Source organism: Campylobacter sp. BCW_4321 (genome assembly GCF_001763075.1).
In the GTDB taxonomy this organism is placed as follows: Bacteria; Campylobacterota; Campylobacteria; order Campylobacterales; family Campylobacteraceae; genus Campylobacter_D; species Campylobacter_D jejuni.
On sequence record NZ_MJYA01000026.1, the window covers coordinates 47,928 to 74,513 of the forward strand.

Sequence of the window (26,586 nt, forward strand, 5' to 3'; positions counted from 1 at the left end):
CCTAAAAATTTTAAAAGTAAGATTATAGCAAATTTTTAATCAAGATTTATATCCCAGTAAAAATCCACCCATTCAGTAGCTTCTTTTACTTTAAAATCAGGCTCCAAAAGAGCGGTTTTTTTGTAAAAAATGGTTGCAATTTTAAGTTCTATATGGGGAAATTTTTCAAGCAAAACTTTTTTTATTTCTACTAAACTTTCTCCACTATCTACTATATCATCAATGAGTAGAATTTTTTTGTGCTTGCTTAAATCAGGAATGTTAAAAATTTCAATAGTATCAAGTTTTTTTGTATCATCGTAATGAATTGAGTTTAAAGCAAAAAGCTGACGTGTTTTTAAAGCTACTGCTAAAGAATGCCCCAAACTCATTCCTCCTCTTGCTATAGCTAAAAGTGCATCAGGGTTAAAATCTTTTTTAATTTCTTTAGCAAGAATTTTTACATCTTCTTTAAATTCTTCATAGGAGTAAAATATCATTATATATCCTTAATTTATTGTAGTGCCATAAGTAAAAAATTACCCAAAGATAATAAACTTAAAACTATAATGCCAAGATTGATTTTACCCCATTCGCGTTTAAAAATTCTTACAAGTAAATAAGAAAGAAAACCAAAAGCAAAACCTGTGGTAATGGAGTAAGTAAAAGGCATCATGATAATAGTAAAAAAGCTTGCTACAGCTATAGCATTATCTTTAAAATCTATATTTTTAACTTCCATAAACATTAAAATTCCAACCATTACAAGTACGGGGTATATTGCATTTGCAGGAATGGCTTTAAAAAGTGGCAGTAAAAAAAGTGTAAAAGCAAAACAAATAGCTACAACTAAAGCTGTAAGCCCCGTTCTTCCTCCGCTTTCAACCCCTGTAGTGCTTTCTACAAAAGCAGTAACTGTGGAAGTGCCTGTCATAGCTCCTAAGGCTGATCCTGTTGCATCTGCCATTAAGGTTTTGCTTAGTTTTTTTTCTCCATTTTTGGGATCATCAAAAATCTTTCCTCTTTCACCCACACCTGTGATAGTTCCTATACTATCAAAAAGTTGAGTGATAAAAAAAGTAAGAATTATAGGTATCATAGTAATATTTAAGGCACTTTTGATATCAAGTTGTAAAAAGATGGCTCCTAAACCATTTTCCATGCTAAAATTTGGCAAAGAAAAGATTTGCATAGGAAAACTTGCATTATCTAAATGAAAAATCCAAGCGATAATAGAGCTTACTAATACCCCCAAAATAAAAGCTCCGCGAAGTTTTATAGCCCAAAAAAAGATGATTAAAGCTAGGGTAAAAATTCCAAAAAGCACATGAGGGCTTTTGAAATTTCCTATGCTGACTAAAGTATCTTTATTATGCATTATCACACCCATTTGACTTAAGCCTAAAAATGCAATAAAACAACCTATGCCCGCACAAATTGCAAGGCGTAAATCTTTTGGGATATTGCGGATTACCCAAAGGCGAAAATGTGTAAAAGAAAGTATGAGAAAAATAATACTTGAAATAAAAACAGCTCCTAAGGCACTTTGCCAAGCTATGTTTTGACCTAAACAAACCGCAAAGGTAAAATAAGCATTTAAACCCATTCCCACACTCATAGCTACAGGAGTATTGGCAAAAAAAGCATTAAAAGCACTTGCAACTATGGTGATTAAAGCTGTTGCGGTGATTAAAGCTTCTATAGGCATTCCTGTATTTCCTACTATGCTAGAATTTACAGGGATAATATAAACGATAGCCAAAAAAGTAGTAAGCCCTGCTATAACTTCAGTTTTAAAACTCGTATTGTTTTCTTTGAGTTTAAAAAAGTCCATTTTTTCTCCTTAGTAGGTTTTTAGCTCGTTATATAAACTATCGCGTTCTACAGGAATAAGATTTGAAGTTTTTATCATATCGATAAAAGTTTTTAAACTTGTGCCTTTGGCAGATTTTGCACCACCTGCGCTTTGTATGCTTTCTTTTTCTATAGTGCCATCTAAATCATTAGCCCCAAATTCTTGTGCTACCATGGCTAAATTTAAAGTCATTGTTGCCCAGTAAGCTTTGATATTTTTAATATTATCAAGCACTAAACGAGCAATGGCAATGGTTTTTAAAATTTCTTCACTATCCATGATTTTATCAGTTTGTATAAAGCTATTATCCCTTTGCCAAACTAGAGGGATAAAAGCATTAAATCCACCGGTTTGATCTTGAAGATCACGCAGTCTTAACATATGATCGATCCTGTGATGTCTTTCTTCTATATGTCCAAAAAGCATGGTAGCATTACTTTGTTTGCCTTTTTCATGCCAAAGTTTATGAATTTTAAGCCAATTTTCACTGCTAACTTTTCCATGACAAATTTTCTTACGCACTTCTTCATCAAAAATTTCAGCTCCACCGCCTGGCATGGAATCAACGCCGTATTCAAGCATTTTTTCTATCACTTCTTCATAGCTCATTTTAAAACGACGATGTAAAAAATCAATCTCAGCAGCAGTCATAGCTTTTACATGAAGATTAGGATATTTTTCTTTTATCATTTTAAAAATTTCTAAATACCATTGCCAAGTTGTATCTTTGTTATGAGCTGAAACGATATGTACTTCTTTAGTTTCTCGTTTTACAGTTTCATCGACGATTTTCATGATTTCTTCATGAGTCATCAAATAAGGATTAGGATTTTTTCGGTGTGCTGAAAAGGCGCAAAATTTACAGGTATCTGCACAGATATTAGTTGGATTGATATGGCGATTGATATTAAAATAAACTTTTTTTCCATGAAGTTTGGTGCGTTTTTTATGGGCGTATTTGCCTAGGGTAAAAAGATCTAGATCCCAAAGTGCATTGGCTTCTTCTTGGTTTAATCTTTCTTCATTTTCTAGTTTGGTAATTAAATTTTTCATTTTAATTTTACTCTTTTGCTGTTTTTAAATAAAGCATTATAATTTTTGCTTACTGAAAAAGAGTTTATAGAAAAAGCCAAAATAAAAGATATTTTTGTTAAGATTATTATTAAAATATTAAAATTTAAAAGAGAGTGGAAATTTTGTTAAATAAAGAATTAGAAATTTTTAAAAAAAATCTTAGTTCCTATACCCAAAGTTGTAGAAAATTTTTTCTTAAGCAAGGGGCGTTTAGTTTATATCATTCTAAAAATATGGATAATTTCATAAAAAAAGCTTATGATATAGTTCTTAAAGATTATTTTGATGATTTTTCACCTCCAAGTGATAATATCCCTTTTTGTGTTTTAGCAAGTAAAGCATATGCAAACAATAGTCTTTGTTTTAATGAAAGTATTTCTTTGATTTTTGTTTATAAAGATATTAAGGCTTTTCATTTAAAACCTATGATTAAGGCTTTTATTGAAATTTTAAATGATACACATTTGCAAATTGACTCTGTTATCTTAGAATTTAATGGACTTTATAATGCTAGCAATGAGCTTAAGACTTCTATAATACAAACTCGTTTCATATGTGGTTCTAGGATTTTATTTAAAGGGATTAAGACGAAATTTGAGAGTATTTTAGAAGAAAATAAAAATGATTTTGCCAAGCTTTTGCTAGAAAATTTTAAAGAATTTGATATTCCATTTATAAAGCAAGAATTTAATATCTTAAAAGATTTTGGCGGATTAAATCATTTAAGATTCTTAGAGAGTTTGCTTGTTCTTTTTAAGACTTCTCCAAAAAATTATGCTTTAAATTTTATAGATGAAAAAAATTTAAGCGAGTTGCGTTTAGCTGGAGATTTTTTACTTTCTTTAAAATCAGCGATGAATTTATTAAGTGCTAAAGATGAGGATGAGTTTTTACTTATTAATGTTCATGATTTGAGTGAATTAATGTATAAAAAAGCTAAAAAACATTTTGGAGCAAATGAGTTGTTGGTTCAAAAGGCTTTGCAAAGTATGCATACTATAGGTTTTTATACACACTTTCTAGCAAAGCAAATTCAAGATGGATTAAATCATACCCCTAAACAAGAGTATAAATTTAAAACTCTTATAGAAGTTTTAGAATACTTATTAAAACTTGAAGATAAAGAGGTTATTTTCGATCTTAACTTGGTTTTTGCCCTAAGAAGATTGAAATACGGTAAAAAAGACATAGAAAAAGCTTTAATACTTTTTGAGAAAATTTTTTATAAAAGGCATAGTTTTTGTGTTTTAAAACTTTTGCTTGATAGTGGAATTTTAAAAGATTTATGCAAGCCTTTTTGGACAGTTCGTTTTTTAAGTGATGAAGAAGGAAATTATAGTTTTGATGAGCAAGTTTTTCTTATGTTAAGTGAATTTGAAAAATACGAAGATGAGCTTGAGATACTCCAAAAACTTAAAACCGATGAAAAAATGATTTTAAAGCTTGTGATACTTTTAAGCGCTATAGAAAGTGAAAATGAAATTTCTTTAGCAGGCATATATAGAGCGTATTGCTCCAAATTTGATTTAAAGAATGAAATTTTAGAATGGGGTCTTAAAATATTTAAAAACAATAATGCCTTAAAAGATCTTGTAGAAAAAGAAGATATATATAATCCTATTGTTGTAAGTAGTTTGGTTTCTAAATTAGAAAATTTAGAAAATTTAGAGCTTTTATACACTTTAACTTGGCTAAAGGCTAAGGCTTTAAATTACAATGCTTTTTATTTTAGAGTTCTTGATAAACTTTTAGAAAATGCAAAACAAGGTTTTGAAGATGAAAATCTACTTGAAGAAAGCGCAAGAAGAGTAAAAAAAGAATTAACACTTAAAAGAAGTAAGATTTTTTTAGAGCAAGATGAAATTTTGCAAGATAAAATCATACATATCAAATCAAATCTTTTTATTATAAAAAATACTTTTGAAGATATTGTTATGATTTCTAAATTAGCCAAAGAAAATGATTTTAAATTTTGGTTTAGCAATGAAACAAATCTTAGTTTGCAAATTGTTGCGCCACTTCATTTTAATATTGCTATTATTTTAAGTTCTTTAACAAATTTAAATCTTATTTTCATGAATTTTTTTGAACTTTTTGATGATAAAATTTATTTAAGATTTGAATATGATAATATTATCAGTGATGAGCAAAAACTAAAACTTTGCGAGCTTTTAAATTCAAATCTTTCTGGTTTTAATTTGAAAAAAATTAAAAAGCCAATCATTAAAAAAGATGAGTTAAAATTAGACTTAAATTATTCTAAAATGTATGCCAAATTAGGTCTTAATACTAAAGATCAGCAGGGTTTAATGGCGTATTTGATGAATGTTTTTAATGAACTTGAACTTGTTTTATGCGCAGCAAAAATTCAAACCATAAGACAAAGGACGCGTAATATTTTTATTTTTCAAAAGAATGAAAAACTAGAACATAGCGAGCAAAAGTTAGTTAATTTATTAATAAGTGAGTAAAAAAATGTGTGGAATCGTAGGCTATATAGGAAATAATGAGAAAAAACAAATTATACTAAATGGACTTAAAGAATTAGAATATCGTGGCTATGATAGTGCGGGTATGGCAGTGATGCAAGAAGGTGAGCTTAGTTTTTTTAAAGCTGTAGGAAAACTTGAAAATTTGGCGAATAAATGCACGGATTTTGAAAGTCAAGGTTATGGTTTTGCTATAGGTCATACAAGATGGGCAACTCATGGTAAGCCTACTGAAATCAATGCACATCCTCATTTAGGACAGTATTCTTGTGTGATTCACAATGGTATTATAGAAAATTATAAAGAAATCAAAGATAAACTTGAAAAAGAAGGCGTGAGTTTTTTAAGTCAAACCGATACTGAAGTTATTGTCCAGCTTTTTGAATTTTATGCAAGAAATTTGGGAGTTTTTGAGGCTTGGCAAAAAACCATCAAAGAACTTCGCGGTGCTTTTGCTACTTTGTTAGTAACAAAAAAAGATCCCAATCATGTGTATTTTGCAAAAAATGCTGCTCCTTTGATTATCGGTAAAAATGCAAATAAAGAATGGTATTTTTCTTCAGGTGATGCACCTTTGATAGGAAGTTGTGATGAGGTAATGTATCTTGAAGATTTAAGCTTGGGATACGCGAGTAAAGATGAGCTTGTCGTTTATGAAAATGATGTTTTAAAATCACTTTGTTTTTCTAAGCTTTCAGGCGATAAGGCTTATGCAAAAAAAGACGGCTTTCGTTTTTTTATGGAAAAAGAAATTTATGAACAAAGTCGCGTGATGAGTGAAGTGTTAATGGGACGTATTCAAGGCGATGAAGTCGTTTTTGATGAACTAAATAATGAAGATTTAAGTCAAGTAGATGAAATCACGCTTTGTGCTTGTGGAACAAGCTATCATGCTGCAATGGCAAGTGCTTATTTGTTTGAAAGAATTGCTAAAGTTAAGGCTAAAGTGGAAATTGCAAGTGAATTTCGCTACCGTGAAGCAATTATAAAAAAAGATTCTTTATTTATCGTTATTTCTCAAAGTGGAGAAACAGCAGACACTTTAGAGGCTTTAAAGATTGCAAAAGAGCAGGGCGCTAAGACTTTTGCAATTTGTAATGTGGATAATTCTAATATAGTGCGTTTAGCACACCTAAGTCTTTTAACTCGTGCGGGCATAGAAAAAGGAGTTGCTTCAACTAAAGCTTTTGCCACTCAGGTTTTAACACTTTGGATGCTTGCTATTTTTATGGCGCAAAAAAGAAATTTAAATGTTTCTGCTGAAATTAAAGCGCTTTTACATACTCCAAATTGTGTGAGTGTAAAACAGGCTTTACATGAAAAAATTCATCGTTTATCCAAGCGTTATTTAGATGGACATGGCTTTTTCTTTATAGGTAGAGATGTGTTTTATCCTTTGGCCTTAGAAGGAGCTTTAAAACTTAAAGAATTATCTTATCTTCACGCTGAGGGTTATCCTGCAGGAGAGATGAAACATGGCCCTATTGCTCTGGCTGATTCTAAACTTTATACTATAGCTTTAATGCCAAAGCATATGCTTTATGAAAAAACAAAATCAAATGTTGAAGAGCTTATAGCTAGGGATTCTACAGTGCTTAGCATTTCGCCTTTAGAATTTGATTTGAGTGATGATTTTATAAAAACCAATGAGCAAGATCACTATATGTGTGAATTTTTTGAAATGATGATAATTACTCAACTTTTAGCAATGGAAATTTCTATAAGACTTGGTAATGATGTGGATATGCCAAGAAATTTGGCTAAAAGCGTAACGGTAGAATAGAAATGAAAAAATTTTTTTGTTTAACTTTCGTTTGTAAACTTTTTGCTTTAAGTGAATTTGAACTTCATCATATTGATAAAGTACATAAGCTAGGGTATAGTGGAGATACTATTATAATAGGTGTAGCCGATGATGCTTTTAATCAAGATCATATTAGTTTAAAGGATAAGATTTTAAAGTCTACTTATCCTACTGATACAGCTGGGAAACAGCTTATACCTGATTTGCAAAAATCAACACACGGAAGTCATGTAGCAGGTATAGCTGTTGGAGCAAAGATAGACGATAGTAAACCTTATGGAGTGGCTTATGGGGCAAAATTTTATGGAGCTGGGGTATTTCCAAATGGCTCTTACACTCAAAATCCTAATATTTATAATTTTTTCAAAAATGTGAGTATTATTAATAATAGCTGGGGTATTAAATTTTATCCTTATTTTAATCTTAGAGCTTCAAATTCTGGATTAGTAGATTGTACTCAAACTAATCAAGGGAAAAGCTATAATATCTGTAATACTCCTTTGGAGTATGTTATGAAAGCAGATAAAGTTGCTAATGATATGATGAGGCTTAGCAAGGATAAGGGAGTATTAAATGTATTTGCTGCTGGTAATGAAGGAATTCTTAGCCCTGCTTTGCATGCGATTTTACCAAGTTATGATGAATCTTTAAGAGCTTGGTTGGCTGTTGGAGCTTTGGATGCAAATGAGATTACTTTAGAATCAGATGGGACTTTAACAATTAAAAGTCAAGGTTTGGCCGATTTTAGTAATGGTTTTAAGGGAGCTACGAATTTTTCTTTAGTTGCTGCTGGGGTAAATATTAATAATGTTGATTCAAGCACTAATGATAACTTTACAAAAAAAAGTGGAACTTCTATGGCAGCACCTATGGTGAGTGGAACAGCGGCACTGGTCAAGCAAAATTTCCCCTTTTTGGATGGTAAGCAAATTGCTGATATACTGTTAAGTACAGCAAATAAAAATTATAAGGCTCCAAAATTTACTGTTAAACAAGTAACCGATGGAACAAATCAACCTAAATTTCTTATTGTGTATATTTCGCAAGATCCACCTAAGATAGAAGATGAAATAAAACGGGATTTAAAACAGCTTTACAATGGAATGCAAGTTCAAGTTAATGGACAATGGATTGATTATAGTGATTATATTTGGGATAATAGAGATAGTGCGCAGTCGCAAAAACTTAATACTTCCACTATTAGTTCTATTAATGGAGTAGTTAGGGTTGAAAAAGAAGAATTATTTGGACAAGGAATTTTAGATGCACAAAAGGCGTTAAAAGGACTGAGTATTTTAGATGCAAACAGACTCAGTGACCAGGATGTATTAAAATATGATCAAGAACCTAATACAGCTTATTATACTATAAATACTGCAGGTTATGATGCTGAATTTTCTAATGATATTAGTCAAAGAAAATGGGATGAAAGTACTCATTTATCAAGCGCTATTAATAAACCTACACATTTAGCTAATCTTAACATAGGATTATCTAAAGAAGGTGAAGGTATTTTGATTATCAGTGGTCAAAATACTTATGAGGGTGCAACTTTAATCAAACAAGGAGAATTAAAGCTCAAAGGAAAAGTTAAAAATAATGCTTATGTAGAACAAGAAGCAATGCTAAGCGGTAATGGTATTGTAGGGCAAAATTTAAACAATAAAGGCATAGTTAGACCTGGAAATGAAGATTTGAGTGATTTAACCGTGCAAGGAACTTATACTCAAGAAGGAGTTGACTCTAAATTACAACTTGATTTTGGTAATTATAAAAATTCTAAACTGATTGCAAAAACTTATGATATTAAGAGCGGGAATTTAGAATATATTCCTTTACCTAAATACTATATCTTAAATAAGCCAGTGAAAATTAATTTAGGAGATTTGGAAAAAAGTTTATCATCTTTTAATCATGTTTTGGTGCAAAATACTTATGCTTTAAATTTTGATTTTGTTTTAAGTGATGATTTAGTGAGTATTAATAAAATCTTAATAAAACCTAATTTAAAACCCAATGCTTATGAAATTCCTAATACAAGCTTGGGAAATGCTTTAAGACAATTGCGATCTAGAGCAGACTTGAGTCGGACTTATCAGGAATTTTTTGCTTCTTTAGATAATGGAATAGATGTAAAGACTAAATTAAATAGAATAGAAGGTTCAGAGTATTTAAGCACTTTTAGTAATCATAATCAATCTAATTTGATACAAAATAACATATTGTTTACTCTTCATCCTCTTAATATTAATAATTTTGCACAAAACAATAATATGTTACTTGCTAGTGCTTATTTACCTAGAATTTTTAGTAATGAAGAATATTTTTGGCACCTTACTCCAAGCTATAAATACTATAAAGATAAAGATTTTTCAGGTCAAAAAACAGGTGCTAATATCTCTTTAGGAGAAAATTTCTCATCAGGCTTTTTAGCTTATGCTTTATCTCTTTCTAGCGCTAGATTTAATTTTAATAATGGTAGTGATTTGAAGAGTTATAATATGGACTTATTGTTTAATTATAACCATGATTTAGATTTTATAAAAATATTAAGTGGATTAGGTATAGGTGTAGGATTTAATACTCTTAATCGTTTTGTAGTAGAGCAGCCAATTGAAGGCAAGTATAAAACATTGCAAACTTCAGCCCAGCTTGGTGTAACTAAAGATATTATTTTAGGTCAAGATTTTATTTTTAATCCTTTAATGTATTTTACACATAGTTTTTTTTATCAAGAAGATTTTAAAGAAAATAAAAGTCCTTTTGCTAAAAATTACGAAAGTTTAAAACATCATAGCATAAATGCAAATTTAGGTTTTAATCTTGCTAAAAATATAGAGCAAGATGATTATCAAGCTTCTTTTTCTACTTTTGTAATTTTTGAAAAAAGAATTTATGGAAGAACTTTAGAAAATAAGGCTAGTTTTGTTGATTTTCCTATTGCTTTTATTCAAAAATATAAATTAAAAGATAATATTTTAAGTCAAGGTTTTAATTCAGAATTTTTATATAAAAACAATGTATTTTGGCAGTTTATGTTAATGAATAGATTTTCTCATAATGCCTATGAATTGCATTTAATGAGTTCAATAGGAAAACGTTTTTGAAAGTATTTATTTTTTTAGCTTATAATAAATAAAATTTTAATCAAAGGAAAAAATTATGGAATACAGAGTTGAACATGATACCATGGGTGAAGTTAAGGTCCCAAATGACAAATATTGGGGAGCGCAAACTGAAAGAAGTTTTGAAAATTTCAAAATCGGTTGTGAGAAAATGCCAAAGGTTTTAATCTATGCTTTTGCAAATCTTAAAAAATCTTTAGCTTTAGTCAATAACAAACTTGGCAAACTTGATGATGCTAAAAAAAATGCTATAGTTCAAGCTTGTGATGAGATTATCGCAGGTAAATTTGATGATAATTTTCCACTTGCGATTTGGCAAACAGGTTCAGGTACGCAAAGCAATATGAATATGAATGAAGTTATTGCAAATCGTGCCACTGAAATCATGGGCGGAGATTTTCGAAAAGAAAAGCTTGTACATCCAAATGATCATGTTAATATGAGTCAAAGTTCAAATGATACTTTTCCAACTGCTATGAGTATTGTTGCGGTTGAGCAAGTAGAGAAAAAGCTCATCCCTGCGCTTGATGAGCTTATTGCAACTTTTGAAAAAAAAGTAAAAGAATTTGATGGTATTATCAAGATAGGACGCACGCATTTACAAGATGCTACGCCACTTACTCTAGCACAAGAATTTAGTGGATATCTTTCTATGCTTTTGCATTCAAAAGAGCAAATCATCGCTTCTTTACCAACTTTAAGAGAACTTGCTATAGGAGGAACCGCAGTAGGAACAGGGCTTAATGCGCATCCAGAATTAAGCCAAAAAGTAAGTGAAGAACTAACTCAACTTATAGGTACGAAATTTGTTTCAAGTCCAAATAAATTTCATGCTTTAACAAGTCATGATGCGATCAATTTTACTCATGGAGCTATGAAAGGTTTGGCTGCAAATTTAATGAAAATTGCAAATGATATAAGATGGTTAGCTTCAGGCCCAAGATGCGGTCTTGGTGAGCTTATCATCCCTGAAAATGAGCCAGGAAGTTCGATTATGCCAGGTAAGGTAAATCCTACCCAGTGCGAAGCTGTTACTATGGTTGCTGTACAAGTGATGGGAAATGATGCAGCTATTGGATTTGCAGCAAGTCAAGGAAATTTTGAGCTTAATGTGTTTAAGCCTGTGATTATTTATAATTTCTTGCAAAGTCTTGATTTGTTGGCTGATTCTATGCATTCATTCAATATCCATTGTGCTGTAGGCATAGAACCAAATCGTGCAAAAATCGATCATAATCTTCATAATTCTTTAATGCTAGTTACCGCTCTAAATCCACACATAGGTTATGAAAACGCTGCTAAAGTAGCCAAAAATGCCCATAAAAAAGGTATTTCTTTAAAAGAAAGTGCAATGGAGCTTGGTTTGGTTAGCGAAGAAGATTTCAATAAATTTGTTGATCCTACTAAAATGATAGGTCCAAAAGCCTAGAACATAAAACTTGCCTTTTTTAAGGCAAGTTAAATTAAATTCTTATCTTTTAAAATCACATACATTCTTAAAGTTGATACAAAAAAGGTTAAAATCGCAGGACCTAGTATAATACCCCAAAAACCAAAGGTAGAAATTCCTGCTATCATAGCCAAGAAAATTAAAAGTTCGTTGATTTTGGTTGGAGTTTTTACAAGTTTTTTGTTGATCCATTTGATGATTAAAGGTTTGATTAAAGTATCTGCTATAAAAGAAATTACAATTACAGAATAAATAAAAATAACAAGAGCTGAGTTAAGATTGTTTGAGGCAAATTCATAAAGACTTACAGGCACATAAATTAAAGCTCCTCCTATAGCAGGTATGAGAGAACTTACAGCAAAAATTACTCCCATTAAAATTCCATCATAACCATAAAATATTGTGATTAAACCAAAAAGTGCACCTTGAAATATCGCTACAATCACCATAGAGTAAAGCACAACAGCCATAACATTACCCACTTCGCTTAAAACATCATCGAGTTCTTTTTTATCAATAGGAATGATGGATTTAAGATAGATAACAAGTTCTGTTCCATATAGATTTGCAAAGAAATAAAACACGCAAATTAAAACCATATCTATAAGGAATTTAGCTCCTGATTTTGTAAAACTTGAAGCATAACTTAGGATTTGTTTGGAAATGCTATTTAAATCTATAGAAGCTAAAAATTCTTTGATTTTAGGTTCTAAAAAATTAAAGCTTTCAGGCAAGGTAAATTGATAGTTTTTGACATAATCAAGTGTTTGTGTGACTAAATTGATATCAAAATTCTTTAAAGCTTTGGCAAGTTCTATCATGGCATAAACAAAAGGTGCAAAGAAAAGCAAAACCATGCAAGCTGTTGTAAGAATGGAAGCTAAAAATTTATGTCCTTTAGTAAGATTTAAAAATTTCGCATTGATGTTTGAGGTAGCTACCGCCATTAAACTAGCTATGATAATCACAAGTAAAAAACCTTTAAAAAGATAAAGCAAAAGAAATAAAATAACTAAAATAAAGCTTATAAGAAAGATTTTTCCATTTTGCAAAATTTACTCCTCAAATAAAGTTTTTTCATAGTTTAATTTTAAAGCACTATAGCTTTTTGTGCTAGCTATACGCCCTTTTGCAGTGCGTTCTATATAGCCATTAGCAAGCAAATAAGGCTCAATTACATCTTCTATGGTATTTTCATCTTCGCTTAAAGCCGCAGCAATACTTGCAAGCCCGATAGGTTTTTGCTTAGCAGCGGTTAAAAGTTCAAGATATCTTAAATCCATCGCATCAAAACCAAGCTCATTCACTCCTAAAGAATTTAAGGCTTCATTAGCTCTTTTTTCTGTGATAATCTCTTCATCATTAACATCAGCAAAATCTCTTACCCTTTTTAAAAGCCTTAGAGCTATTCTAGGGGTTGAACGACTTCTTTTAGCGATCTCAAGTGCGGCTTTTTCTTCGCAAGTTTTATTAAGTTTTAAAGCTGCTTTTTGCAAGATGAGAGCAAGTTCGCTATCTTTGTAAAATTCTAATCTAAATTGCATACCAAAACGATCTCGCAAAGGATTACTAAGCATACCTGCACGCGTTGTAGCTCCTATAAGAGTAAATTTTGGCAAATCGATTTTTATGGTTTGGGCGGCTGGACCACTACCTATGATAATATCAAGGCGGTAATCCTCCATTGCAGGGTAAAGCACTTCTTCGATAGCAGGGCTTAAGCGATGAATTTCATCAATAAAAAGTATATCTCCTTCGCTAAGATTAGTTAAAATAGCGGCTAAATCCCCGCTTTTTTCTATCATAGGAGCGGCGGTTGTTTTGATATTTGCACCCATTTCATAGGAGATGATATTAGCTAGTGTTGTTTTTCCAAGTCCTGCAGGACCGCTAAAAAGTATATGATCTAAACATTCATTGCGTTTTTTAGCTGCAGCTATAAAGACATTTAAATTTTTTTTAATGCTTTCTTGACCTATATAACCATCAAAATTTGAAGGACGCAATGAAGTTTCGTAAGTTTCATCAAAGGAGTATTTTTCTATTTCTACTATTCTATCCATATCTTTGCTTATATTTTGGAAAAATTAAAATAAGATTTTAGCTAAAATTTGCTAGAATTTACATTAAACTTTAATGATTATGGTTTAAAAATGGGAATTTTAACAAAATTAGAATTAGATTATGAAATTGACGATATAGAAAAATTTTTACAATTTTTTAGAACCATGTGCGATAGGTTTGAACCTTTAATCATCAAGCTTGGAAGCGATAGCGTGCGTTATAAAGAAGCTATAAAAGAGCTTGAAACTTTAGCACACAATACCGCTTGGGCAGCAAGACGTTTAAATCTTGAAGAAGTGACTGATTTTTGTGTATTTTGTGAAGAGATGATGGCGCAAGCAAATCGCTTTAACGGACCTGCTAGTGATGAATTTACGGATTGGATGCTTTTGATGAGTGATCAGTTTGAAAAATATTGTCGTTCATATGAAAATGATGATTCTGTTTTAGCGGTTTTTAATCCTTTAATTGTTAATGTTCCAAATATTATTTCTAAATAAGGGAGCGACTTGGCTTCGACAGGAGTAAGTCTGCTTAGATGGCATGTCGCTTTGGGCAAAGCGTAAAAAGCCCAAATAAAATTAAACGCAAACAACGTTAAATTCGCTCCTGCTTACGCTAAAGCTGCGTAAGTTCAGTTGAGCCTGAAATTTAAGTTATACTATCTAGCTTAATTTTCGGTCATTTTTGATAGTGTAGCCTTGCGTTTGACAAGCGTTGAGGTGAAATAAAGTCTTAGCCTTGCTTTTGAGTTTTGGAAGATGAGCGAAGTAGGGTGAAGTAGTCATCTTTGCTAAGCATGTAGAGGTCTTTGTGGGATTATTTTTGGACAGGGGTTCGATTCCCCTCGCTTCCACCATCACGCTAATTTTAAGTAAATCATAAGTTTATTTCAAATTTTTAGAATTTTTTATATGAAGTTAAGATCGATTTATTACCCTTAAAACTTTGATATATTAAGTTTTATAATTTTTCATTAAAAATTTATAGTTTTATTTTTAAGCTTATTAAAAAAAAAAGGGGGGGGGGTATAATTTTTCCTTCAGTTTAAATTTATTGAAGGAGAAACTTATGAAGAAAAATGCTTCGAGCAAGATATTGCTAAGCTTAGGTGCAGCAACTTTGCTTTATTCAGGTGCTTTTGCACAAGAAATCAATCTTACAGAGTCTTCAGATATAGGAAATTATTTTGAAGAAAATGGTAAGGATATCAATCTCAAAAATCCTGATAATTACAAAGGGCAAGATTTAAGTATTAAAATGGGCATTGGAGATTTACCAAGCGATGGCTATGATAGCGCTGATTATCGATTGAACATTGATATCGGTAAAAACAATACTTTAAGCTTTAAACACAATAATGGCGACCATCCTGCTTATGTAACAAATTTAAATGCTACTGCTAAAGAGGTTAAAACAACAGATATAATTTTACAAGCTTTTGCGCCTTCGGTGATTAATGGAGATTTAACTATGACTAGCTTAGGAGGTGAAGCCATTACCGAGGATGAAAAAAAGCTCAGGTATAATTCTTTATAATGGAACAGAAGGAAAAAGTGCTAATGGTAGCTTAACTATAAATGGAAATTTTACCGCTAATGAAACTCTTTTTGCTACTTATGGAAATTTTGTTAAGGTAAATGGAACTGCAAATCTTACAAATTTAAATTTTGGACTTATCAAACGCTCTTATACAGACTTAGAAGCAAATAATGTAGTGATGGTCAAGCTAAAATTTCAATGAAGATATTTTAAAAGCAAAGAACAATGCAGGTGCATTACTTGTAAAATTTTTAAATGATTATGTTTCAACTGATCTTCATGGCAAAGATGAATTAGAAACAGGAGCTATTATAGATATTAGCGACGAAGAGAAATATGGCGATGGAATAAAAGGCTTAGTAGATTATAAACTTAACGTTCAAAACTGCGGTGGCAATAAATGCTTAGTGATCAATGGAGGTGCTACTACAGCAGCTAAAGATAAACTCACGCAACTTAAAGTAGATATAGATACTATTGATAAATTGCTTAAAAATGAATTTGATTTTAGTCAAGATGAAGAATGGAAACAAGCCAAAGAAGCTCTTGAAAAACAAAAAACCGAACTTGAACAACTCAAATAAGAAGCTGAGAAAAACGGCGGTAAAATCGATGATGAAAAATACATTGATTTAGTAAATAAAAACTTAAATTTAAATCTTAGTGCTAATGATAAAGCTTCTATCCTAGCTCTTCGTTCTATCACAGAACAATTAGGAAGTATAGGGGCAGATTTAGCAAGTAGAGAAGGTGTAAAACTAGCCCTACAAATCAAAAAAGACACAGACAATACAGGTAAATCTGTATCTAATCTCAATTCAGCTTCTAGTGCAGTAAATACCACTATGAATATTTCTAATGATGTTTCTATAGGTTCTCGTGTAGCAATGCTAAACAATCCTTTTGGAACTTATGCTTCTAAAATGAATGGCCTTAAATTTGCTGCTTTAGATAGTGATATGAGACCAAGCTATGTAAATGAATATACCAATAGTATTTGGGCTAATGCTTTTGGTGGTGCTAACATTATCGATGGAGATAGTGGTGCAATGTATGGTGCTACCGTAGGGGTAGATAAACAAGCTAATGATAATGTTTTATGGGGTGCTTATTTTACTTATGCAAATGCTAAAATCAAAGACAATAATTTAGAACAAAAAAGCGATAACTTCCAATTAGGTATGTATTCTACTATCAATATAGCTCCACAATGGGAACTTAATCTTAAAGCTTATGCTCAAGTTTCTCCAACTAAACAAGACAATATTCAAACAGATGGTGCATATAACTCAGATTATACAAGCAAATTCTTAGGATTTAGTGCTAATGTAGGTCGTGTGTTTGACTTTAGTGATAATACTTTATTTATTAAACCTTTTGCAGGGATAAATTATTATTTTAGTTATACTCCATCTCATACAGAAAATGGTGCTATTGCTAAAGATATTGATTCTATGAAAAACAATTCTGTAAGTGTTGAAGTGGGTGCTGAATTTAGAAAATATATGAATGAAAACTCTTATATTTTTGTAACTCCAAAAATAGAACAATTTGTTATCAATAGTGGTGATGATTACACAGCTAACCTAGCTGTAAATAATGCTTTCTTTACTAGTATTGAAGCTAACAACAAGAAAAAAACTTACGGACAAATTATCGTAGGGGGTAATGTAGATTTTACAAATCAACTCAGTATGAATCTTGGCTTTGGTGCTAAACAAATACTAGCAGGTAAAGTAGATAATAAAAATGAAACTTACTTAAGTGGTCAAGTAGGACTTAAGTATAAATTTTAATCTTAAAAATCATTTCTAAATCTTTTTATAGTTTAGAAATGATTGTTTATTTCTATGGGAAATCTCCTAGGGCTTTATCTTAAAGCCCTTTTTATAACAAACAAGTAAATAAGTCTTTAGAGTAAAAACCCTAAAAACTTTTAGTTTTCTTTGAAAAGTTTGGAAGCTAAGTGCGTTGCACGACTTTGATCTGTATCTTTTTTAAGTGTTTTATAAATTTTACTTACATATTCTTCTAGGGTTTGTTGAGAATCTATGGTTTTTTCAGAAGAAGGAATTTTTTCATATTCTCCATTGTTTTTAAGCTCATAAGCTAAAACATTATCGCTAAGTTGCAAGCGTAAAAATTGAGCTAATTTAGCTTTGCTTCTTTCATCATATATAGGGGTCATAAGTTCTAAGCGACGCTCTAAATTTCTTGGCATCCAATCTGCACTCGATATAAAATAATTTGGCTCACTATGTTTAAAATAAAATACTCTAGCATGTTCTAAGTATTTTCCTATGATGCTTCTAACGCGTATGTTTTTGCTGTATTCTTCATCAGGTTTTAAGCAACAAATTCCACGTATGATAAGATCGATTTGTACCCCTTCCATACTTGCTTCATAAAGCGCTTGTATGATATCACTATCCACAAGAGAATTCATTTTAGCTACAATCACACCTTCATTTTTCTTGCTTGTTTCAATGCGTATCATTTCTAAAACTTTTTCTTTGATTTGATTTGGACTCATTGAAAGAGTTTGAAGACGACGGTTTTTGCTAAAGCCTGATAAGATATGAAAAAATTTTGTCGTATCTCTTGCAAATTCTACTTTGCTTGTAAAATAACTCACATCAGTATAGATTTTAGCACTGCTTGCATTGTAATTTCCTGTGCTTAAATGTATATAAAATTTAAGCTTATCCCCTTGTTTGCGTATGACTTGAGAAACCTTAGCGTGGACTTTAAAACCTGTAATGCCATAAATAACATGAGCTCCGGCATTTTCTAAAGCTTTCGCCCAATGAAGATTATTTTCTTCATCAAAACGTGCTTTTAATTCTACCATCACAGTTACTTGTTTTCCATCGCTTGCAGCATCAATTAAAGCTTGAACTATATTAGAATTTTTTTCAACTCTATAAAGTGTCATTCTTATGGAAATTACTTCAGGATCTTTGCTTGCTTCTTTGATAAATTTATAAACTGGATCAAAACTTTCAAAAGGTTGTATGATGAGTATATCTTCTTTTTCTACAGCATCAAAAATAGATAAATTTTCATCAAAAGGTGGTAAAGTTTTAGGCGTGTAAAGTGGGCTTAAAAGATGCGTAAAGTTTTTATTTCCCGCGATTTGCCAAAGGCTAGGGAGATTGAGTAAAATAGAATATTCATAAACATCTTTATGAAAAATTTTCATGTGTGTATTAAGAAATTCTACGATTTGTTCATCTGCATCTTTTTGAATTTGCAATCTTACAAAAGCTCCTTTTCTACGAAGTTTTAAGCCTTGTTCTAAAATCATCATAAAATCATCAGCTTCTTCCTCTTCTATTACTATATCTGCATTTCTAGTCACTCTAAATGCTGCTGAAGCTAAGAGTTTATAGCCTGGAAAAATTTCTTCTGCGTGTTGGTGGACTATACTTTCTATAGGAACATAAATATTTGCACTTACCTCATAAAAACGAGGTAAAACCCTTGGAATTCTAATCATTCCAAATTTTACAAGTTCAGGATGCGCTTTATCACAAATTTTAACCGCTAGTGAAAAAGATAAGTTATTTAAATGTGGAAAAGGATGAGTAGCATCAACAGCTATTGGAACAATAACAGGAAAAATATTGGAGAAAAAATACTCATCACATTTTTGCTTTAAATTTTCATCTAAATTCTCATAATGTTTTATGAAAAGATTTTCTTTTTCTAATTCACTTGTGATTTCATTAAAATAACGCTCCAAAAGCTCTTTTTCTTGGTGTAAATATTTGCGTATGGCTTTTAATTGTTGTAACGGTGTCATTTCATCGCTACTGCTTGCATTAACTCCAGCTGAAAAAAGTTGTTTTAAGCCTGCAACGCGTATCATATAAAATTCATCTAAATTAGTGCAATATATAGCTATAAATTTTAATTTTTCTAACAAGGGTAAATTTTTAGAACATTGGTCTAACACACGAGAATTAAAGCGAAGCCAAGAAAGTTCGCGATTGATAAACATATCAGGACTTATTTGCATTAATTTTTCCTTTTTTTTGTTATATTTTATCATTTATTTTAAAATTATTGAATAAAAGTTTCAAATTTTTTAGGTTAATTAAGAGTAAATATATCTTTAAAATTATATTAAATTCATCTATGTTAGAATTACAAAATTTATTTCTGGGAAATTCTGTGACATTATTGTTTTATTGAAGATTTTAAGAAATGATAATTTTAAGGAGGAAAATTTTGAAGAAAACTTCGAATCTTTTTACTATTTTTCTTGTTTTGCTTTTTGTTTTCTTTGCGGTTGGGTTTTATACTTTTTATAATGCTAAGGGCACATCTTATTTAAGCAATGCAAGCGAATCTTGTAATAACTGCCATATTATGAATGAAGTTTATAACGAATACATGGCAGGGCCGCACTCTCAAAAAGTCAAAGGCGAACCAAGAGCAACTTGTGTGGATTGTCATTTGCCACATAATTTTGTAGCTAAGTGGATAGCTAAAGCGCAAAGTGGTTTAGGACATGCTTATGCTTTTACTTTTAAACTTGATGAGTTGCCTACAAATTTGAGTGCGACTGAAAAAAGCAGAAAAATGGTGCAAGAAAACTGCATACGCTGTCATGCAGATTTTGCTCAAACTGCTATCAATGCTACAACAAATCCACATGCAGACAAGTCATTAAATTGTGCTTCTTGTCATAAAGATGTTGGACATAAACACGGAATTTAATAAGGAGAAGATGAATGAAAAAAAATATTTTACGCTTGGGTATTGTTGTTTTGGTTTTACTTATAGCGGGAGTTTTATGGCTAAATAATGATATCAATCAAAAAAAAGAAGATGAAGCAAATAAAAATGCCATTGCAGCAAATGCTGATTTTTCTTTGCTTAGTGATGATGATCCAAATTTTGAAAAATGGGGTAAGGTTTTTCCAGAGCAGCTAAAAATGTATTTAACAGTTGAAAAAGAAGAGCCTAAAGCTACTGAATTTGGTGGTAATTTAGCTTATTCAAAATTGATTCGCTTTCCTCAATTAACCATACTTTGGGCAGGATATCCTTTTAGTCTTGATTTCAATGAAGAAAGAGGGCATTTTTGGGTTCAAGTAGATCAAATGAAAACAGCAAGAAACAACAAAGATTTTCTTAATGCTCACGGCCTTGCTGCTTTTAAAGGCCAGCCCGCAGCTTGTATGAATTGTCATAGTGGATGGACTCCATGGCTTATAAAAAATGTTGCTAAAGGGGATTTTACTGCTTTTAACTCTACAAATTATTGGACCATGATTAAAAATATCCCAGCCGTTGATGGTATAGTGGAAAATTCACCTGAACATGCAGGTCCACATGGTGGTAAAAGAATGGGTGTAACTTGTGCAGATTGTCACAATCCAAATGATATGAGTTTAAGACTTACTCGTCCAGCAGCTATTAATGCTTTAGTTTCTAGGGGATATGAAAAAGATCCAGTACAAGGCGTAAAAGCTACAAGAGAAGAAATGAGAACTTTAGTTTGCTCTCAATGCCATGTTGAATACTATTTTAAACCAACAGGGGAAAAAGTAAAAGTAATGGGTGAAACTATTGTAGATGATAGTTCTAAAAAATGGTGGAATGGAACTCAGAAAAATTATGATGAGTATGAGTTTTGGAGAGATGGAAATAAAGCTAAAGAGATTGAAACCGATGGTATAGTTTTAACTTTTCCTTGGAGTGAGTGGAAAAAAGGACAACCATTTAGAATTGAAATGCTAGATGATTATTATGATAAAGTTCGTGGAGTATTTGGAGCTGATTTTACTCATAAATTAACAGGGGCACAAATTATTAAAATTCAACACCCAGAAAGTGAACTTTATAGTGGCGGTGTGCATGCTGCAAATGGAGTAAGTTGCGTGGATTGTCATATGCCTTATGTTAGAGAAGGGGCTAAAAAGGTTACTCAACACAATATCACTTCTCCTTTAAGAGATATTAACTCTGCTTGCAAATCTTGTCATAAACAAAGCGAAGATTATTTAAAAGCTCAAGTACTTGACATACAAAATAGCGTTGCACATGATCAAAGAACTGCAGAGTACGCAATTGTTAGTTTGATTATGGATACTAAAAAACTACGCGATGAGCTAGGCAATATGGAAAAATTCCAAAGCGATGGAAAAGCTGATGCGAAAAAAATTAGCGAAGAGCTAAAAGAAGTTTTAGAACTTCATCGTAAAGCTCAAATGAGAGCGGATTTTGTTAATGCTGAAAACTCAACTGGTTTTCATAATCCTCGCGAAGCTTCAAGAATGTTATTGCAAGCTGTTGATATGGCAAGAATGGGACAAACTAAACTTGTAGAAATTGCAGCGGTAAATGGAATTAAAGATTTTAAAACTTCAAATTTAGGTTTTGAAGATATTCAAAAATTTAATCCAGGAGAGCTTTATTATAAAGTAGATGTTAATGGTCATAAAGCTGGAGAGCGTTACTATGCAGATGAAAAAGATGTTAATGGCAATCCTCCAAAAGAACTTTTAGAGCATGATAAAGAGCTTGTTCCTTATAATTATCAAGTGATTGATAAAAAATAATTCTTAAGCCCTATAAATCATAGGGCTTTTTCTTTTATTTGTTTTAAAAAATATAAACTTTTTATTTGAAGTTCACTTTTACTTCACTTTGTTTTGTCAAAATATCACAAATTTTGATAATCAAAAAGGATTTAAAATGATCAATAAAAATAAATTGTTTAGACAGGTTCATATCTATCTTAGTTTGTTCTTCTTGCCTTGCGCCTTGCTTTTTGCTTTAACAGGTATAGCGTATATTTTTGGTATTAATCAAGATGTGGGTTTGAAAGTTGAGCAGTATCAATTGTCAAAAGTTATAGAAAGTGGTAAAGAAAGAGAAGCCTTAATAGAGTACTTAAAAACAAATGGTTTAAAAGTGCCATCTAATACAGATATCATTAAAAGTAAAGATAAAGGCATAACAATAGGCGGAACTCATTATAGTGCTAATATAACTCAAAATTCTACTAATGAATACAACATTACCTTAAAAACAAGATCTTTACTTGGAGATATGATTATGCTTCATAAAGATAAGGGTGCTTGGTATTTTTCTGTGCTTAGCGTAGGCTTTGGTATTACTTTATTTATGCTTTATATTTCAGGGCTTATGATTACTTTGTTTGCAAATAAAAAAGATAGAAGTAAACAATTTGCAGTTCTTGGAGTAGGGGTTGTTGTAACTTTGCTTTTGGCTTATCTTAGCCTTTGATTTTTCCTAGCTTTTTAAGCTAGGTATTATTTATTTTTTTGTATAATCATACTTTACTTTATTGGACAGATGGGTGAGTGGCTGAAACCACACCCCTGCTAAGGGTGCAGATCTTAACGGGTCTCGAGGGTTCAAATCCCTCTCTGTCCGCCACTAAAACTTTCTTGAAAATTCCAAGTATTTTATTAAGTATTAAAGCAAGAGACTAGCTCTTGCGAGATTGTATTATTTTACAGCGTTTTTGATTTCTAAAATCATAGTTTTTAAAGACTCTAGTCCATTTCCACTTGCTAAATACCAGTATTCTGGATCAAGATAGATGATTTTTTTGTTTTGTGCTGCTTTGGTTTTAGCAACAAGCGCATTATCGAGTATGCCTTGAGCGCGTTCTTTGTTGCCTACAATGATATTTCTATCAACAACAAAAATATAATCAGGATTTTTTTCTAGTATAAATTCAGAATTGATACTTTTGCCGTGTGTGCCTACTTTTATATTCTCATCTACTGCGTTAATCCCTAAAACATCGTGAATAATCCCAAAGCGAGATTGAGGGCCAAAGGCTGAAATTTTGTTAGAATTTGTAAGAACGATAAGAGCTTTTTTATCTTCATTAACTATGCTTTTGGCTTTTTCAATTTCATTTTTAATATCTGAAATTTTTTCCAAAGCTTCTTTTTCTAAACCATAAAGTTTTGCAACGCTTAAGACATTGTTTTCAAAAGAGCTTAAAAAATTTGCATTATCAAGACCTACAAATAAAGTTGGAGCTATTTCTTTTAACTTATCATAAAATTTACTTTGGCGTCCAGAAATAATGATAAGATCAGGTTTTAAAGCATTAATGGCTTCAAAATCAACTTGTTGCACTCCGCCTACACTAGGTTTGTTTTTAAATTGTTGTAGGTATTTTGGTAAATTTTTAGCAGGAACGCCTGCGACTTTATCGTTTAATTTTAAAGCATCAAAAGTATCTAAAATTCCAAGATCTAAGATCACTACCTTAGAAGGATTTTTAGGGATTTTATTTTCTCCTAGGCTATCCTTCACTAAAAAACTATCACCCTCATCACTCATGCTAATAGGCAAAACTTTCACTGTAGCAGTGTTGGTTTTTGTTGTAGAACTTGCGTTGTTTTCGTTTGAGTTTGAATTACAAGCTGTTAAGATTAGACTTAAAAAAAATGCAAAAAATGCAAAAACTAAAGATTTTTTCATATTTTCTCCTTTTTAAAAATAAATACAAATTTTCTTACCATCAATTTGACTTACGGGTATATCCATATCATAAATTTGTTTTAAATTTTCTTGATTGATGATTTCATCTTTTGAACCTTGTTTTAAAAGCTTCCCATCTTTTAAGGCTATGATTTCATCAGAATAAATCGAAGCAAAATTAATATCATGTAATACAACAGCTATACTTTTGTTAAAGTCTTTGACTAAATTTTTCATTAGTTGCATGATTTGTACACTATGCTTCATATCAAGATTGTTTAAAGGTTCATCAAACATTATAAATTCAGTATCTTGAGCGATGATCATGGCTATAAAAGCTCTTTGTTTTTGTCCGCCACTTAATGTATCTAAAAATTCATTTCTTAAGTTGCTAAGTCCCATATATTCTAAAGCTTCATTGATTTTGATTTTATCGTTTGCATTAAGTCTTCCTTGAGAATGCGGAAAACGCCCAAAAGCGACTAATTCTTCAACTTTTAATCTTAAATTGATATTGTTTTGTTGTTTGAGAATGGAAATTTTTTGTGCTAAGATTTGCTCTTTATAGTCTTTTAAATTTACTCCATCAATATAAATTTCTCCACTACTAGGTTTTATCAAACGACTCGCTAGAGCTAAAAGAGTGGATTTTCCAGCGCCATTGGCTCCTATTATAGAAGTGATTTTGCCTTTATGAAAATCAAGGCTAAGATTTGAAATAATGGCTTTATTATCATAAAATTTGGTGATATTTTTTAGTTTAATCATAATTTATTACCCTTTAATACAAGATAGATAAAATATATCCCACCTAAGAAATTAATAACCACGCTTATAGTGGCATTATAATCAAAAACTCTAGAGACAAAAAACACCCCTCCAAGCAAAGCTAAAATGCTAATGAGTATGCAAGCACTTAGTAAAATACTATGCTTTGCAGTTTTAAATAGCTCATAAGTGATATTTACCACCAAAAGCCCCAAAAAGGTTATAGGACCTACAAGTGCGGTGCTAATAGAAGTTAAAATAGCTATGATAATCATCAATTGTTTTGAAATTTTTTGATAATTTATCCCTAAATTTATCGCTAAATCTTTGCCTAAATTTAAAGGATCTAAAAATTTCATATAGCGAAAAATCCATATAAAACTTAAAAAGCTAATGATATAAGCAAGAATTAAAACATCAAAAGCAATATTATCAAAACTAGCAAACATTCTTCCTTGTATTACCATGAATTCATCAGGGTCGATTAATACTTCAAAAAAAGAGCTTAAAGTGCTAAAAAGTGTTCCAAAAACTAAGCCTAAAAGCATTATAAGATAAATACTTCTATCGCTACTAAATAAAATTTTATAAAGTCCTAGCGAAAAAACCACCATACAAACCAGAGTGATTAAAAAATTGATATCGTTTTTATAAACACTTAAATTAGCTGCACCAAAAGAAAAGATAAGAGCACTTTGAAGTAACATATATAAAGAATCCAATCCTATGATGGCAGGGGTTAGAATTTTGTTATTGCATAAAGTTTGAAAAACCACTGTTGAAACAGCGATACAAATAGCTACTATGATAATAGCTGCAATTTGTAAAAAACGACTTTTTAAGGCATACTCATCAAAGCCATTTAAACCCACAAGTATAAAAATCCCTATCATACCAAGTGTTAAAAAGCTTAAAATCAGCATTTTTTTACGCATAAACTTTCCTTTTTAGCAAAAGAAAGATAAAGATTAAAGATCCTAAAACACCTGTAGTGATACTTAAAGGCATTTCAAAAGGAAAGATGACAAGTCTTGAAATGATATCGCAAACAAGTAAAAACAAAGCTCCACAAAGTGCTATATAGATGAGATTTTTTCTAAGATTATCACCTAGATAAAGAGCTACTAAATTTGGGATAATTAGCCCTAAAAAAGGGATAATCCCAACGCTTACAATCACTAAACTAGTGATAATGCTTACAATCATCAAGCCTAAAAATAATATACCATTATAAGAGATTCCAAGATTTAAAGCTATATCTTCGCCCATGCCAACTATGGTGATTTTATGAGCTAAAAAATAAGCAAGTATAAAAAGTGGTAAAGAAATGTAGAGCAATTCATAATTTCCCTGCATAACATTTGCCATACTGCCTTGTAACCAGCCTTGGATATTTTGTATATAATTTAAAGCATAGGCAAAAAAAGTGGTTATAGCACTAATAATGCCTCCAAACATCAAGCCTATCAAAGGTACAAAAATCACATCTTTGAGTTTGATTTTTCTTAAAATTTGGATAAATATAAAAGAACCCAAAAGCGCAAATACAGATGCAATGATAGCTTGAGTGAAAAAAGACGTTCCAGCAAAAAATATTAAAGAAGTAAGTATGCCAAATTTAGCACAATCCATAGTCCCTGCTGTAGTTGGAGAAACGAATTTATTTTGCGTGAGTTGTTGCATGATAAGCCCGCATATACTAAGACTCATTCCCGTGAGTAAAATCGCTATAAGTCTAGGAATTCTTGTGAGAGTTATGATTTCTAATTGAGTGGAGTTAAGATTAAGAATATCTTTTACATTGATACTGATAACTCCTATAAATAAACTTATCATTCCAAAGAATAAAAGTAAAGCTATAAGCACTTTTAAACTCAATATATGCTTAAAAAACAAATCTTTCCTTATAGTAATAATAATTATCAAAAATGAAATTGTAATGAAATTTGTTTTAA

22 protein-coding genes, 1 tRNA gene and 1 other RNA gene are annotated in these 26,586 nt (G+C 31.1%); 14 read left to right on the plus strand and 10 right to left on the minus strand.

The window, feature by feature from the left end; all coding sequences use genetic code 11:
• Positions 1 to 35 precede the first annotated feature (35 nt).
• Genes AJN58_RS04670 through mqnE form a run of 3 tightly spaced genes read right to left on the minus strand, consistent with a single transcriptional unit; the run spans position 36 to position 2,887 of the window.
• A complete protein-coding gene (locus tag AJN58_RS04670; protein WP_002870634.1) occupies positions 36 to 479 on the minus strand; it encodes a phosphoribosyltransferase in 444 nt (147 codons plus the stop codon).
• 14 nt (positions 480 to 493) lie between these two features.
• Positions 494 to 1,813, minus strand: a complete 1,320-nt coding sequence (locus tag AJN58_RS04675; protein WP_044778860.1) for an NCS2 family permease — start codon at positions 1,811 to 1,813, stop codon at positions 494 to 496.
• A gap of 9 nt (positions 1,814 to 1,822) precedes the next feature.
• The gene (mqnE, locus tag AJN58_RS04680; RefSeq protein ID WP_002862042.1) at positions 1,823 to 2,887 is read right to left on the minus strand and encodes an aminofutalosine synthase MqnE; all 1,065 of its coding nucleotides are present in this window, start codon (positions 2,885 to 2,887) and stop codon (positions 1,823 to 1,825) included.
• Between the two features lie 143 nt (positions 2,888 to 3,030).
• On the opposite strand from mqnE, the gene AJN58_RS04685 reads away from it, so the two are divergent.
• Genes AJN58_RS04685 through fumC form a run of 4 tightly spaced genes read left to right on the plus strand, consistent with a single transcriptional unit; the run spans position 3,031 to position 11,755 of the window.
• Positions 3,031 to 5,379, plus strand: a complete 2,349-nt coding sequence (locus tag AJN58_RS04685; protein WP_044778859.1) for a nucleotidyltransferase — start codon at positions 3,031 to 3,033, stop codon at positions 5,377 to 5,379.
• Positions 5,380 to 5,383: 4 nt separating this feature from the next.
• Positions 5,384 to 7,180 carry a glutamine--fructose-6-phosphate transaminase (isomerizing) gene (glmS, locus tag AJN58_RS04690; protein ID WP_002871078.1) on the plus strand — a complete coding sequence of 599 codons (1,797 nt, stop codon included), beginning with the start codon at positions 5,384 to 5,386 and terminating at the stop codon, positions 7,178 to 7,180.
• 2 nt (positions 7,181 to 7,182) lie between these two features.
• Complete coding sequence (locus AJN58_RS04695) at positions 7,183 to 10,308, plus strand: S8 family serine peptidase (protein ID WP_002871079.1); 3,126 nt, start codon at positions 7,183 to 7,185, stop codon at positions 10,306 to 10,308.
• A gap of 55 nt (positions 10,309 to 10,363) precedes the next feature.
• Positions 10,364 to 11,755: a class II fumarate hydratase gene (gene fumC, locus AJN58_RS04700; RefSeq protein WP_002854099.1), complete on the plus strand. Its 1,392-nt coding sequence runs from the start codon at positions 10,364 to 10,366 to the stop codon at positions 11,753 to 11,755.
• Between the two features lie 29 nt (positions 11,756 to 11,784).
• Here fumC and AJN58_RS04705 read toward each other — a convergent pair whose 3' ends face one another.
• Together AJN58_RS04705 and ruvB are read right to left on the minus strand one after the other, a co-directional pair.
• Positions 11,785 to 12,828, minus strand: coding sequence for an AI-2E family transporter (locus AJN58_RS04705; RefSeq protein WP_044778858.1), 1,044 nt, complete (start codon positions 12,826 to 12,828; stop codon positions 11,785 to 11,787).
• A 3-nt stretch (positions 12,829 to 12,831) separates the two neighbouring features.
• The gene (gene ruvB, locus AJN58_RS04710; protein ID WP_002862037.1) at positions 12,832 to 13,839 is read right to left on the minus strand and encodes a Holliday junction branch migration DNA helicase RuvB; all 1,008 of its coding nucleotides are present in this window, start codon (positions 13,837 to 13,839) and stop codon (positions 12,832 to 12,834) included.
• Between the two features lie 90 nt (positions 13,840 to 13,929).
• On the opposite strand from ruvB, the gene AJN58_RS04715 reads away from it, so the two are divergent.
• The 6 genes from AJN58_RS04715 to AJN58_RS10500 all read left to right on the plus strand — a co-directional run bounded on the left by AJN58_RS04715 (position 13,930) and on the right by AJN58_RS10500 (position 17,178).
• Positions 13,930 to 14,340, plus strand: coding sequence for a hypothetical protein (locus AJN58_RS04715; protein ID WP_002783915.1), 411 nt, complete (start codon positions 13,930 to 13,932; stop codon positions 14,338 to 14,340).
• Positions 14,341 to 14,699: a transfer-messenger RNA gene (gene ssrA, locus AJN58_RS04720) on the plus strand.
• 212 nt (positions 14,700 to 14,911) lie between these two features.
• The gene (locus AJN58_RS10485; RefSeq protein ID WP_044778857.1) at positions 14,912 to 15,379 is read left to right on the plus strand and encodes a hypothetical protein; all 468 of its coding nucleotides are present in this window, start codon (positions 14,912 to 14,914) and stop codon (positions 15,377 to 15,379) included.
• A complete protein-coding gene (locus tag AJN58_RS10490; RefSeq protein ID WP_284674786.1) occupies positions 15,348 to 15,584 on the plus strand; it encodes a hypothetical protein in 237 nt (78 codons plus the stop codon). Before AJN58_RS10485 ends, AJN58_RS10490 begins: the two co-directional genes overlap by 32 nt.
• A 205-nt stretch (positions 15,585 to 15,789) precedes the next feature.
• Complete coding sequence (locus tag AJN58_RS10495; RefSeq protein ID WP_284674785.1) at positions 15,790 to 15,966, plus strand: hypothetical protein; 177 nt, start codon at positions 15,790 to 15,792, stop codon at positions 15,964 to 15,966.
• A gap of 186 nt (positions 15,967 to 16,152) precedes the next feature.
• Positions 16,153 to 17,178, plus strand: coding sequence for an autotransporter outer membrane beta-barrel domain-containing protein (locus AJN58_RS10500; protein WP_284674787.1), 1,026 nt, complete (start codon positions 16,153 to 16,155; stop codon positions 17,176 to 17,178).
• 140 nt (positions 17,179 to 17,318) lie between these two features.
• Here AJN58_RS10500 and AJN58_RS04740 read toward each other — a convergent pair whose 3' ends face one another.
• A complete protein-coding gene (locus AJN58_RS04740; RefSeq protein ID WP_044778855.1) occupies positions 17,319 to 19,403 on the minus strand; it encodes an RNA degradosome polyphosphate kinase in 2,085 nt (694 codons plus the stop codon).
• A gap of 188 nt (positions 19,404 to 19,591) precedes the next feature.
• Between AJN58_RS04740 and nrfH the strand changes: the two genes are divergently transcribed.
• The 4 genes from nrfH to AJN58_RS04760 all read left to right on the plus strand — a co-directional run bounded on the left by nrfH (position 19,592) and on the right by AJN58_RS04760 (position 22,798).
• Positions 19,592 to 20,107: a cytochrome c nitrite reductase small subunit gene (gene nrfH / locus AJN58_RS04745; protein ID WP_010891930.1), complete on the plus strand. Its 516-nt coding sequence runs from the start codon at positions 19,592 to 19,594 to the stop codon at positions 20,105 to 20,107.
• Between the two features lie 14 nt (positions 20,108 to 20,121).
• Positions 20,122 to 21,954 carry an ammonia-forming cytochrome c nitrite reductase subunit c552 gene (locus tag AJN58_RS04750; protein WP_070243120.1) on the plus strand — a complete coding sequence of 611 codons (1,833 nt, stop codon included), beginning with the start codon at positions 20,122 to 20,124 and terminating at the stop codon, positions 21,952 to 21,954.
• Positions 21,955 to 22,090: 136 nt separating this feature from the next.
• A complete protein-coding gene (locus AJN58_RS04755; protein ID WP_002892921.1) occupies positions 22,091 to 22,645 on the plus strand; it encodes a membrane protein in 555 nt (184 codons plus the stop codon).
• A 63-nt stretch (positions 22,646 to 22,708) separates the two neighbouring features.
• Positions 22,709 to 22,798: transfer RNA gene (locus tag AJN58_RS04760), tRNA-Ser, on the plus strand.
• 72 nt (positions 22,799 to 22,870) lie between these two features.
• On the opposite strand, the gene ceuB is transcribed toward AJN58_RS04760, so the two are convergent.
• From ceuB to AJN58_RS04780, 4 genes are read right to left on the minus strand one after another with little or no spacing between them, the layout of a single operon-like run.
• A complete protein-coding gene (gene ceuB / locus AJN58_RS04765) occupies positions 22,871 to 23,863 on the minus strand; it encodes an enterochelin ABC transporter substrate-binding protein CeuB (protein ID WP_044778853.1) in 993 nt (330 codons plus the stop codon).
• A gap of 12 nt (positions 23,864 to 23,875) precedes the next feature.
• Complete coding sequence (locus AJN58_RS04770) at positions 23,876 to 24,631, minus strand: ABC transporter ATP-binding protein (protein ID WP_044778852.1); 756 nt, start codon at positions 24,629 to 24,631, stop codon at positions 23,876 to 23,878.
• Positions 24,628 to 25,566 (minus strand): iron chelate uptake ABC transporter family permease subunit, encoded by a 939-nt coding sequence (locus AJN58_RS04775; protein ID WP_044778851.1) that lies wholly within the window; start codon positions 25,564 to 25,566, stop codon positions 24,628 to 24,630. The genes AJN58_RS04770 and AJN58_RS04775 overlap by 4 nt, the downstream gene beginning before the upstream one ends.
• Positions 25,559 to 26,527 (minus strand): ABC transporter permease, encoded by a 969-nt coding sequence (locus AJN58_RS04780; protein ID WP_044778850.1) that lies wholly within the window; start codon positions 26,525 to 26,527, stop codon positions 25,559 to 25,561. The genes AJN58_RS04775 and AJN58_RS04780 overlap by 8 nt, the downstream gene beginning before the upstream one ends.
• Positions 26,528 to 26,586: the final 59 nt, after the last annotated feature.